Origin of the sequence: Microbispora sp. KK1-11 (assembly GCF_006874435.1) — a bacterium.
GTDB classification, from domain to species: Bacteria; Actinomycetota; Actinomycetes; order Streptosporangiales; family Streptosporangiaceae; genus Microbispora; species Microbispora catharanthi.
On record NZ_VIRJ01000046.1, the window covers coordinates 45,745 to 56,783 of the forward strand.

The window sequence follows — 11,039 nt, forward strand, 5'->3', positions numbered from 1 at the left end:
CCATCGTCTGCGACCCCCTCCGGCCAGTCGCAGCCGGTGGATCACACCGCTGCAAACTCCCCCGAGATTCACCGGGGGCACCGTTCCGCACGGATCCGATATACCAAGCCCAGGATGAAAAGCTTCAGTCCAAGCGCTACCCGGACAGCGAGGCGGAATACGCCATCGTGACAGCTCGACCGTCACCATGTCGCCCATGTCCTCTGACGGCATCGCTCAGTCCTCCGCTCGCCGCTCACACGGCGACAGCTGCTCGTCGAAGACGAGGCGCCCGCCGAGCTGGGTGTAGAGCTCCAACTGGTCGAAGTACATCCGGTGACTGACGATCTTGTCGATGCTGACCGAACAGGTACTGGTGCCCCGGACGGCGACATGGCGGCCGGTTCGTTCCAGCGCCTGGCCCCCGGGCAGCATGAAGGGCCCGGTGTGGGTGCCGGTGAGCAGCCATTCGGTCACCGCCGGATCGGTGCACAGGACGGTGTGCCAGACCGTCATGCGTATGTCGGGGAAGCCCCTGAACAGATCTTCGTAGTAGGAGGCGATCTGCTCGTGCCCCTCCGCGACGCCCGCCGGGGTCACCAGGACCGCGTCCTGACTGTGACACTGCATCACCTCGTCCAGATCGTGCCTGTTGAAGGCGTCGTGCAGCCTTTGCTTGAGCCAGTCGGCGTCCGGCATGCGCATGGCGCGTCGCCCCCTCACTGCCGGAGCAGTCGGACCGCGGGGCCCGCGGCCGCCGCGGGAGGGTCAGCCGGTGCCGTCGGGATGCAGGACGACCTTGGTCCAGCCGGAATCCCTCCGGTCGAAGTGCTCGTAGCCGCCGGGCGCGTCGTCCAGATCCAGCTCGTGTGAGACGACCCACGACGGCCGGGCCTTCCCCTCGTGGATGAGGGTGCAGAGCTGCCGGTTGTAGTTCTTGACGTTGCACTGACCGTTGCCCATGGTCTGGCCCTTGAACCAGAACATCCCGTAGTCGAAGGCGATCTCGCCCTGCTTGTAGAGATCGTCGGGGCTGCCGGGATCCACGGGGATGAACACGCCCACGACCCCGATCGTCCCGGCGAACCTCACCGACTTGACGAGGTTGTTCAGCGTCATGTTGGGATGCTCGTGCCCTTGGGGGTCGTGCGCCTGGTAGCCCACGCACTCGCAGCCCCGGTCGGCGCCCCTGCCGTGCGTGAGCTCCATGACCTGGTCGACCGGCGACGTCTTGGAGTCGTCGATCGGGATCGCCCCGATCTCCTCGGCCTTGGCCAGCCGGTCCGGGTGGCGGTCCACGACCATCACCATGCCCGCGCTCTTGAACGTCGCGGAGTAGGCGGCCATCAGGCCGACCGGGCCCGCCCCGTAGATCACGACCGAGTCGCCGGCCTGCACACAGGCGAGCTGGGTCGCGTGCCAGCCGGTGGGCCAGATGTCGGCCAGCATGACGTAGTCGGTCTGCTTCTCCCGGGCGTCGTCCGGCAGGACCAGGCAGTTGAAGTCGCCGAACGGCACGCGCAGCAGCTCGGCCTGGCCACCGTTGTACGGGCCCATGTCCGCGAACCCGTAAGCGGCCCCGTCCACCCCCGGCTCCGGGTTGGTGGTGAGGCAGAAGGCGGTCAGGCCTCTCTCGCAGTTGGCGCAGAAGCCGCACGCGACGTTGAACGGCACGCAGACCATGTCGCCGACGCGGACGCGCACCACTCCTGGCCCCACCTCGACCACCTCGCCGAGGTTCTCGTGGCCGAGGACACGGCCCGGCTCCAGGTCGGTCCGGCCTTCGTACATGTGCAGGTCCGACCCGCAGATATTGGTCGTGGTGACACGGACCAGGACGTCGGTGGGCATCTCTATCCGCGCGTCCGGCACGTTCTCGACGCCGACCTGTCGGGGTCCCTCGTATACGACTGCCTTCATGATGTCCTCACTTCTAGAGCAGCAGCTCGAAAACGCGGATCACGCGTTCCCACTGCTCGGTCCTCGGGTTCTTCAGGCCGGGATCGAGGATGGTGAACGTGCGCGCCAGCGCCAGCGACAGCCCGCCGACGATCTCGGGCAGCCGTTCCCTCACCTCCTCGCCGATGGACAGGTCGAGCGGAGGCAACGCCGCGAGCTGCTCCAGGATGGGCTTCAGCTCGATGTCCTCGTCGAGGTTGCGGAACCGGTGGACGCTCTCCTGGAGGCCCTTGGTGATGGGCAGGTCCCAGGTCTCGATGATGTCCCGGACGTTCGCCTTCGCGTGGGCCTCGCCGATCACCAGCAGGTCGTACAGCTTCTGGTTCACGAAGTCGCTGTAGCGCCGGAGATCCTCCTTGTCGACGTCGAGGCCCGCCGCCGTCCTGAAGAACCGCTCGAACCTCGGCACCGCCATCACTTCTGCCATCGCCAGTCCCCTTCCTCCCCGCGTGGACGGCTCAGCCCCTCAGCTGAAGGTGTTCGTGCACGAGGCGCACGGCCATCGCGCCCTCGCCGACGGCCGACGCGACCCGTTTGATCGATCCGTTCCGCACGTCTCCGGCCGCGAACACACCCGCTCTGCTGGTCTCCAGCGGGAACGGCCGGCCGGTGGAGTCCGGTACGCCCTTCCTGCCGGAACGAGCGGCGTCCAGCCCGGTCAGGATGTATCCCCGGGAGTCGAGCGCGACCTCGTCGGCCAGCCACCGGGTGTACGGCTCCGCACCGATGAAGACGAACATGGCGCGGGCCTCGACGGTGAACCGCTCCCCGGTGACGTTGTGCTCGGCGACGACCGCCTCGAGCGTCTCCCGCCCGACCAGCCGCCGGACCTGGCTGTTCAGCATCACCTGAATGCCGGGATGTTGTTCGATCTCGACCGCCAGGTAGCGGGACATGTTCCTGGTCAGCTCGCCGTCGCGTACGAGCAGGCGGACAGAGGCGACGTGGCGGGCGAGGAACAGCGCGGCCTGGCCCGCCGAGTTACCTCCGCCCACGACGACGACCGGGTCCCGGCTGCACATCTGTGCCTCGAACGCGGTGGCCGCGTAGTAGACGCTGGTCGCCTCGAACCTCTCCAGGTCGGGCACGACGAGCCTCCGGTAGCGGACGCCTGTCACGATGAGCAGCGTGCGCGCGTGGACCGTCGTGCCCTCCTTCAGGGTGACGAGGTGATGGCCTTCGTGCTCTCGCAGCGTGCACGCCTCCGCCGGGACGCAGAGGTCCGCGCCGAACTTGCGGGCCTGGATCATCGCCCGCTCGGCCAGCTCGCCACCGGAGATCCCGGCGGGAAAGCCAAGGTAGTTCTCGATCCGCGACGAGGTGCCCGCCTGGCCGCCCAGGGCGACACTGTCGAGGACGACCGTGCCGAGCCCCTCGGAGGCTCCGTAGACCGCGGCGGCCAGGCCGGCCGGCCCGGCTCCGACGATGAGCAGGTCGCACACCGCCTCCCGCGTGCTCGGCGCCGGGAGGCCGATGGCCCTGGCCAGCTCCGCGTTGGTGGGGTTGCGCAGCACCAGCTCGCCGCGCCAGATCACGACCGGCGTCTCCGCCGGGGTGACGTCCATCCGCCGCAGGAAGCGCTCGACCTCGGCGTCCTGTTCCAGGTCGATCCACTGGTGCGGCAGCCGGTTGCGCGCCGCGAACTCCCGCAGCCGGCGGCAGTCCGGCGAGTAGCGGGAGCCCACGATCCGGAAACCGGCCCCCAGTCCGATGAGCATCGAGCGGCGGATGAGGTAGGCGCGCAGGACGAGGTCGCCCAGGATCTCGTCGCCGGCGACAAGCCGGCGGAGCTCGTCCACGGGCACGGCGAGCACCTCGCCGTCCTCCGCCACCACGGCGGTTATGAAGCTGGCCTGGCCGGTGAGCACGTTGAGCTCGCCCAGGAACCGGCCCGCGCCGTGGACCCTGATCACCTGATCGTCGACTCCGTACCCCTTCACGGTCGCCACCTTGCCGCTCAGTACGACGAAGAAGGCGGCGCACGGGTCGCCCTCCGCGAACAGCACGTCGTCCCGGTGAGCCGGGCGACGCTCGCCGTGGGCGGCCAGCGTCCGCATCTGCACATCGCTCAGCCGGGGGTAGGCGCCCTGCAGATCGGGCGACTCGGTCAGCTCATCCGGCCAGCGCATCGCCGACCCACTTCCGCAGCACGGGCGCCGGCGCCGCACCGGCCCGCTGGGCCACGACCCGCCCGAGCCGCAGGACGACGAGCGTCGGGACGGCCTGCACGCCGAAGCGCCGCGACGTCTCGGGCGCCTCGTCGATGTTCACCTTCACCAGCTTGATCCGCCCGGCCAGCTCGGTGGCGACCTGCTGGAGCGCCGGAGTCACCATGCGGCATGGTCCGCACCAGGACGCCCAGAAGTCGACGACGACCGGAATCGGCGCCGCCTCGGCGACCTCGCTGAAGTCCTCGTCCCCCGCGTCCACCACCCAGGGCAGCGACTCGCGGCACTCGCCGCAGCGCGGGACCCCGGCACCCGCCCGGGGCACGTGGTTGTTGCGGCCGCAGTGCGGGCACCGGACGACGCTCGACTCCGTGACCTTCGGCGGCATCGGTCAGCCCTCCGGGTTCTCGTACGTGACCACGATCTCGCCGCCGGACAGTTCCACCCGGATGGTCGCGCCGTCGCGGACGTCGCCGGCGACCAGCGCCCGCGCGACCCGGGTCTCCACCTCGCGGGCGATGTAACGCCGCAGTGGGCGGGCTCCGTAGATCGGGTCGAATCCGCGCTCGGCGATGTGGCGCACCGCCTCCGGGCTGATCTCGAGCGTCATCCTGCGCTCGGCGAGCCGCGCTCTGATGTCGTTGAACATCAGCGTGACGATCTGCTCGATCTCGGCCTCGGTGAGCGGCTTGAACAGCACGATGTCGTCGATGCGGTTGAGGAACTCGGGGCGGAAGCGGGCGCGCAGCTCCGCCATGACCATCTCGCGTACCTCCGGGTCGATCTCGCCCGAAGGCGCCGCCTTCTCGCTGAGGTAGTGCGAGCCGATGTTGGACGTCATGATGATCACGGTGTTGCGGAAGTCGACCGTGCGCCCCTGGGCGTCGGTGAGCCGCCCGTCGTCCAGCACCTGCAGCAGGGTGTTGAACACGTCCGCGTGTGCCTTCTCGATCTCGTCGAAGAGCACCACGGAGTAGGGCTTGCGCCGCACGGCCTCGGTGAGCTGGCCGCCCTCCTCGTAGCCGACGTACCCGGGCGGGGCGCCGACGAGGCGGCTGACGGTGTGGCGCTCCTGGTATTCGCTCATGTCGACGCGGACGATGTTCTCCTCGGTGTCGAACAATGCCTCGGCCAGCGTCTTGGCCAGCTCGGTCTTGCCGACTCCGGTCGGCCCGAGGAAGATGAACGACCCGATCGGGCGGCGGGGGTCCTTGATCCCCGAGCGCGCCCGGATGATGGCGTCGGCGACCGCCCGTACGGCCTCCTCCTGGCCGATCACCCGCTGGTGCAGGATCTCGTCGAGCCGTAGCAGCTTGTCCCGCTCGCCCTCCTGCAGGCGGCTGATCGGGATGCCGGTCCACCGCGACACGATGCCGGCGATCTCCTCCTCGGTCACCACCTCGCGCAGCAGCCGGTGCCCGCCCTGCTTGCTCTCCAGCTGCTCCTCCGCGGCACGCAGCCTGCGCTCCAGTTCGGGAAGCCTGCCGTGTCGCAGCTCGGCCGCGCGGTTCAGGTCGTACATGCGCTCGGCCTGCTCGGCCTCCCGGCGTACGCTCTCGATCTCCTCGCGCAGCTGCTGCACCTTGCGCAGGGCGTGCCGCTCGGCCTCCCACTGGGCCCGCATGGCGTCGGCCTCTGCCCGCAGGTCGGCCAGCTCCTTGCGCAGCGTCTCCAGGCGCTCCCGGCTCGCCGGGTCGTCCTCCTTGGCGAGCGCCGCCTCCTCGATCTCCAGTCGCGTCACCCGGCGGGTCAGCTCGTCCAGCTCCGCGGGCATCGAGTCGATCTCCGTACGGAGCATGGCGCACGCCTCGTCGACCAGGTCGATCGCCTTGTCGGGAAGGAAGCGGTCGGAGATGTAGCGGTGGCTCAGCACGACCGCGGCGACGATCGCGCCGTCCTGGATCTTCACGCCGTGGAAGACCTCGAGCCGCTCGCGCAGCCCGCGCAGGATGGAGATGGAGTCCTCGACCGACGGCTCGTCGACGAAGACGGGCTGGAAGCGGCGCTCCAGCGCCGCGTCCTTCTCGATGTGCTTGCGATACTCCGCCACGGTCGTCGCGCCGATCATGTGCAGCTCGCCCCGGGCCAGCATCGGCTTCAGCATGTTGCCGGCGTCCATCGCCCCCTCGGCGGCGCCCGCGCCGACCACCGTGTGCACCTCGTCGACGAACAGCAGGATGCGTCCCTCGGACGCCGTCACCTCGGTGAGCACGGCCTTCAGCCGCTCCTCGAACTCGCCGCGGTACTTCGCCCCCGCGACCAGCGCGCCCATGTCCAGACTGAAAATCGTCTTGTCCTTCAGGCCCTCCGGCACGTCGCCGCGCGCGATGCGCTGCGCGAGGCCCTCCACGATCGCCGTCTTGCCCACGCCCGGGTCGCCGATCAGGACCGGGTTGTTCTTGCTCTTGCGGGACAGGATCTGGACGACCCGGCGGATCTCGCCGTCCCGCCCGATGACCGGGTCGAGCTTGTCCGCCCGCGCCGCGGCGACGAGGTCGCGCCCGTACTTCTCCAGCGCCTCGTAGGCGACCTCCGGATTGGCGGAGGTCACCCGCTGATGCCCGCGTGCCTGCGTCAGGACCTGCAGGAAGCGCTCACGGGTCAGCCCGTGTCCCTTGAGCAGCCGGCCGGCGGCGCTGTCGACGCCCTCGTCCAGCAGCGCCACCAGCAGGTGCTCGACCGACACGTACTCGTCCTTCAGCCGGCCGGCCTCCCGCTCGGCGGCGTCGAGCAGCCGCGACAGCCGTTGGGTGACGTAGACCTGGCCGGGGGCGGCGCCGGGACCGGTGACGCGCGGCCGCCGCTCCAGCTCGTGCTCCAGTTCGAGCCGGAGCTTGTCCGGGTCGGCGCCGGCGGCGGACAGCAGGCGCGGGACGAGCCCGTCGGGCTGCCGGACCAGCGCCAGCAGCAGGTGCTCCCCGTCGACCTCGGTGTGTCCGAAGCGGATCGCCGCGGTCTGGGCGTCGTGCAGGGCCTCCTGCGACTTCTGCGTCAGGCGGTTCAGGTCCACGATCTGTCTCCGGTCCTTCTCGTACGGGTACGCAGAGCCGCCTCCAGCTCCGCGATGCGGTCCAGGAGGTCCGTCACGAGGCCGAGGGAGGCGTAGTTGACGGCGAGCCCCGCGTGCAGGCGTTGGAGGCGGCCCGCGGCGACGACCTGGGCGAGCGGGAAGCGCAGACCGCCCGAGGAGTCCCTCCAGGCGTCGATCAGCCCCAGCGCCACCAGGCGGCGCACCAGCTCGGGGTGCAGTCCCGTGGCCCGGGAGAAGGACTCCAGGTCCAGGTGCCCGACGTCCACCTGGGCGAGCCGGATGAGCGGATACGTCATGACGGGCTCCTCGGGTTGAACGTCGAGATCCTGGCGAGCTGCTCGTACAGGCGGCGCTCCTCGTCGCTGAGCCTGGGCGGCACCATGATCTGGACCTCGGCCAGCAGGTCTCCGGGCCGGCCGCGCGGGTTCGGCATGCCCTGTCCGCGCAGGCGCAGGCGGCGCCCGGACGAGGTGCCCGGCGGCACCTTGACCTTCGCCTCCCCGCCGGGCGTGTCGACCGCGACGGTCGCCCCCAGCGCGGCCTCCGACGGCGTCAGCGGGAGGCGGACGTGGATGTCGCGCCCCTCCAGGCGGTAGCGGGGGTGGTCGGCGATCCGCGCGATCAGGTAGAGGTCGCCCGCCCTGGCGCCGTCGCTGCCCGCGCCGCCCTGGCCCGCGAGCCGGATCCGCTGGCCGTCGGTCACGCCAGGGGGAATGTTCACCTGGAGGGTCCGCCCGCCTCCTGGGCCGGGGATCGTGATCGTCCGCCGGCCGCCGCGGTAGGCCTCCTCCACCGTGAGCGGCAGCTCGGCCTCCTGGTCGGCGCCGGGCACCGGGCCCCAGCCGCGGCCGGTCGCGCCGCGCCTGCGCCCGCCGAAGACGCCGCCGAGCAGGTCTTCGAGGTCGATGCCCTCGAAGCCCTCGCCGGTGGTGAAGTGGATCTCCTCCCCGCCGGGTCCGCGCGCCCAGCCGGGCCCCGGCCGCGCCCAGCCCGGCCCCGCGCCGGCTCCCGCTCCGGCGCGGGCGCGCGCGTACGCCGCCGGGTCCACGCCCTCGGGCACCCGGCGGAAGTCCGGCCCGAACGCGTCGTACCGCCGCCGCGTCTCGGGGTCCGACAGCACCTCGTACGCCTCCGAGACCTCCTTGAAGCGGTCCTCGGCGTCCGGAGCCTTGTTGACGTCGGGATGGTAGGTGCGGGCCAGCTTCCGGTAGGCCCGCTGGATCTCGTCCTGGTCCGCCGTCCTCGGCACTCCGAGAGCCTCGTAGAAGTCGCGCTCCGCCATCACTCGTCGGCCTTCGTGGAGACGATGACGGAGGCCGGGCGCAGTTGCAGCGCGCCGTCGCCGTAGCCGGGCCGTACGACGTCGACGACGGTGCCGGGGTCGGCGTCCGGGACGGCGACCGTGCTGACCGCCTCATGCCTCGCGGGGTCGAACCGCGTCCCGACGTCGTCCCTGCGCGGGAAGCCCAGACGCGCGAGCACACCGACCGCCTGGTCGCGGACTGCCCGAACCCCCTCGATCACCGCGTCGGCGTCGGCGCCCGCGTGCTTGAGCGCGAGTTCGAGGTTGTCGATCACCGGCAGCCACTCGGCCGCGACACGCGTACGCTCCTCGACCCGCTGCCGGTCCATGTCGCGCGCGACACGCTTGCGGAGGTTGTCGAGCTCTGCGACGGCCCGCAGCCACCGGTCCTCGATCTCGGCGAGCTGCTCCTCCGCGCTACGCGTCTCCTCACCGGCCGGCTCGGGCTCAGGAGGAGGCGTCCCGTTCTGCTCGGTCATGTCGCGTCACGTCAATCGGGGCTGGTGAACTCGGCGTCGATGACGTCCTCGTCCGAGGGGCCGGCGGCCGCCTGGCCGGGCCCGGCCTGATCCTGCCCCTGAGTCTGGGCCTGGGCGGTGGACGCCGCCACGCCGAGGCCGTGGTAGACCTGTTGCAGCTCCGCGGTCAGGCTGCGCAGCCGGTCGACGGGCACCTCCTCCTTGATGGCCTGGCGCGCCTCCATGATCAGCTGCTCGGCCCGGGCCTTCTCGTGCACCGGGACCGCGTCGCCCAGCTCGGACAGCCGGCGTTCCACCTGGTAGGCGATCGAGTCCAGCTCGTTGCGGGCGTCGATCGCGGCGCGAAGCTGCGCGTCCTCGTTGCGGTGCCGCTCCGCGTCGGCGACCATCCGGTCGATCTCGCTCTTGTCCAGGTTGGAGCTCTCGCTGATCGTGATGCGCTGCTCGGCGCCGGTGTCCTTGTCCTTCGCGGAGACGTTCAGGATGCCGTTGGCGTCGATGTCGGTGGTGACCTCGATCTGCGGCACCCCGCGCGGCGCGGGCCGGATGTTCTCCAGCCGGAACCGGCCGAGCACCCGGTTGTCGGCGGCCCGCTCGCGCTCGCCCTGCAGGATGACCACGTCCACGGCCGACTGGTTGTCGTCCGCCGTGCTGAACGTCTCCGTGCGGCGGGCCGGGATCGTGGTGTTCCTGTCAATGATCTTCGTCATCACGCCGCCGAGCGTCTCGACGCCGAGCGACAGAGGAGTGACGTCGAGCAGCACGACGTCCTTCAGCTCGCCCTTGATGATGGCGGCCTGGACGGCCGCGCCGACGGCCACGACCTCGTCCGGGTTGACCGTCATGTTCGGTTCCTTGCCCGTCAGCCGTCGCACGAGTTGCTGCACGGCCGGCATGCGGGTGGAGCCGCCGACGAGGATCACCTCGTCGAGGTCGTTCGTCGTCAGTTTCGCGTCGGCCATGGCCTGCTCGACCGGGCCCCGGCAGCGCTCCAGCAGGTCGCGGGTGATCTCCTCGAAGGTCGAGCGCATGAGCGTGGTGTTCAGGTGCTTGGGGCCGGTCGCGTCGGCTGTGATGAACGGCAGGCTGACCTGCGTCTGCGTGACCGCCGACAGCTCGACCTTGGCCTTCTCCGCGGCCTCGAACAGCCTCTGGAGGGCCTGCGGATCGCGCCGCAGGTCGATGCCCTGCTGCTTTTGGAACTCGTCGGCCAGGTAGTCGACGATGCGGCGGTCGAAGTCGTCGCCGCCCAGGTGGGTGTCACCCGATGTGGCGCGGACCTCGATGACGCCCTCGCCGATGTCGAGGACGCTGACGTCGAACGTGCCCCCGCCCAGGTCGAACACGAGAACGGTCTCGTTGCCCTTCTTGTCCAGGCCGTACGCCAGGGCCGCCGCGGTCGGCTCGTTGATGATCCGCAGGACCTCCAGGCCGGCGATCTTGCCGGCGTCCTTGGTGGCCTGCCGCTGCGCGTCGTTGAAGTAGGCGGGCACCGTGATGACGGCCTCGTTGACCTTCTCCCCCAGGAACTTCCCGGCGTCCGAGGCCAGCTTGCGCAGCACGAAGGCGGAGATCTCCTCCGGCGCGTACAGCTTGTCGCGCACCTTGAACCGCACGGCGCCGTCCGGGCCCGGCACGACGTCGAACGAGACCGCCTTGATCTCGCTCTGCACCTCGTCGAACTTGCGCCCGATGAAGCGCTTGGCCGAATAGATCGTGCCCTTCGGGTTGAGGATCGCCTGGCGTCTGGCCATCTGGCCCACCAGCACCTCGCCCTGGTCCGTGAAGGCCACCACCGAGGGAGTCGTGCGCGACCCCTCGGCGTTCGGGACGACCGTCGGATGCGCGTCCTCTGTGGTCGCGATGACCGAGTTCGTCGTGCCGAGGTCGATGCCCACCGCCTTGGCCATGTCCTCATCCCCCTCCTGGCGCTCACCTGAGCGCAGCGGCCTCACGAGCGTCGGTGAGCACGCGCCGGGCCTCGTCGGCGAATTCGGGGTCGACGAGGATGTCGTAGTGGTCGGCGACGACCGCAGGCATCGAGGCGAACGCCCGGTGCTGCACCACGTGACTGATCGCACCCCAGACGAGGCCGAAGATCAGCCCGAGCACGATCGAGG

11 protein-coding genes are annotated in these 11,039 nt (G+C 70.4%); all 11 read right to left on the reverse strand.

The window, feature by feature from the left end:
- Positions 1-216: 216 nt before the first annotated feature.
- Entirely contained in the window at positions 217-684 is a 468-nt protein-coding gene (locus FLW16_RS39910) for an ester cyclase (RefSeq protein ID WP_260616111.1), read from the reverse strand.
- Positions 685-747: 63 nt separating this feature from the next.
- Positions 748-1,899 (reverse strand): glutathione-independent formaldehyde dehydrogenase, encoded by a 1,152-nt coding sequence (locus FLW16_RS39915; protein WP_142566177.1) that lies wholly within the window; start codon positions 1,897-1,899, stop codon positions 748-750.
- 13 nt (positions 1,900-1,912) lie between these two features.
- Positions 1,913-2,365, reverse strand: coding sequence for a DUF1931 family protein (locus FLW16_RS39920; protein ID WP_142566178.1), 453 nt, complete (start codon positions 2,363-2,365; stop codon positions 1,913-1,915).
- A gap of 31 nt (positions 2,366-2,396) precedes the next feature.
- Entirely contained in the window at positions 2,397-4,067 is a 1,671-nt protein-coding gene (locus FLW16_RS39925; RefSeq protein ID WP_142566179.1) for an FAD-dependent oxidoreductase, read from the reverse strand.
- Positions 4,051-4,494 (reverse strand): thioredoxin, encoded by a 444-nt coding sequence (gene trxA, locus FLW16_RS39930; RefSeq protein ID WP_142566180.1) that lies wholly within the window; start codon positions 4,492-4,494, stop codon positions 4,051-4,053. Before trxA ends, FLW16_RS39925 begins: the two co-directional genes overlap by 17 nt.
- Positions 4,495-4,497: 3 nt before the next feature.
- Positions 4,498-7,116: an ATP-dependent chaperone ClpB gene (clpB, locus tag FLW16_RS39935; RefSeq protein WP_142566181.1), complete on the reverse strand. Its 2,619-nt coding sequence runs from the start codon at positions 7,114-7,116 to the stop codon at positions 4,498-4,500.
- Positions 7,107-7,433 carry a chaperone modulator CbpM gene (locus tag FLW16_RS39940; RefSeq protein ID WP_142566182.1) on the reverse strand — a complete coding sequence of 109 codons (327 nt, stop codon included), beginning with the start codon at positions 7,431-7,433 and terminating at the stop codon, positions 7,107-7,109. Before FLW16_RS39940 ends, clpB begins: the two co-directional genes overlap by 10 nt.
- Positions 7,430-8,419 carry a DnaJ C-terminal domain-containing protein gene (locus tag FLW16_RS39945; protein WP_142566183.1) on the reverse strand — a complete coding sequence of 330 codons (990 nt, stop codon included), beginning with the start codon at positions 8,417-8,419 and terminating at the stop codon, positions 7,430-7,432. The genes FLW16_RS39940 and FLW16_RS39945 overlap by 4 nt, the downstream gene beginning before the upstream one ends.
- The gene (locus FLW16_RS39950) at positions 8,419-8,919 is read right to left on the reverse strand and encodes a nucleotide exchange factor GrpE (protein WP_142566184.1); all 501 of its coding nucleotides are present in this window, start codon (positions 8,917-8,919) and stop codon (positions 8,419-8,421) included. The genes FLW16_RS39945 and FLW16_RS39950 overlap by 1 nt, the downstream gene beginning before the upstream one ends.
- An 11-nt stretch (positions 8,920-8,930) precedes the next feature.
- Positions 8,931-10,829, reverse strand: a complete 1,899-nt coding sequence (dnaK, locus tag FLW16_RS39955; RefSeq protein ID WP_142566185.1) for a molecular chaperone DnaK — start codon at positions 10,827-10,829, stop codon at positions 8,931-8,933.
- A 22-nt stretch (positions 10,830-10,851) separates the two neighbouring features.
- Positions 10,852-11,039 (reverse strand): hypothetical protein (locus FLW16_RS44210; protein WP_221891411.1); only part of this gene is annotated, 188 nt, incomplete at its 5' end.

What these genes read in the sequence shown, in the direction of transcription:
- FLW16_RS39915 (WP_142566177.1), bottom strand. Translation starts at nt 1,899, where the DNA reads ATGAAGGCAGTCGTATACGAGGGACCCCGACAGGTCGGCGTCGAGAAC.
- FLW16_RS39945 (WP_142566183.1), bottom strand. Translation starts at nt 8,419, where the DNA reads ATGGCGGAGCGCGACTTCTACGAGGCTCTCGGAGTGCCGAGGACGGCG.
- FLW16_RS39920 (WP_142566178.1), bottom strand. Translation starts at nt 2,365, where the DNA reads ATGGCAGAAGTGATGGCGGTGCCGAGGTTCGAGCGGTTCTTCAGGACG.
- FLW16_RS39950 (WP_142566184.1), bottom strand. Translation starts at nt 8,919, where the DNA reads ATGACCGAGCAGAACGGGACGCCTCCTCCTGAGCCCGAGCCGGCCGGT.
- trxA (WP_142566180.1), bottom strand. Translation starts at nt 4,494, where the DNA reads ATGCCGCCGAAGGTCACGGAGTCGAGCGTCGTCCGGTGCCCGCACTGC.
- FLW16_RS39910 (WP_260616111.1), bottom strand. Translation starts at nt 684, where the DNA reads ATGCGCATGCCGGACGCCGACTGGCTCAAGCAAAGGCTGCACGACGCC.
- FLW16_RS39940 (WP_142566182.1), bottom strand. Translation starts at nt 7,433, where the DNA reads ATGACGTATCCGCTCATCCGGCTCGCCCAGGTGGACGTCGGGCACCTG.
- dnaK (WP_142566185.1), bottom strand. Translation starts at nt 10,829, where the DNA reads ATGGCCAAGGCGGTGGGCATCGACCTCGGCACGACGAACTCGGTCATC.
- FLW16_RS39925 (WP_142566179.1), bottom strand. Translation starts at nt 4,067, where the DNA reads ATGCGCTGGCCGGATGAGCTGACCGAGTCGCCCGATCTGCAGGGCGCC.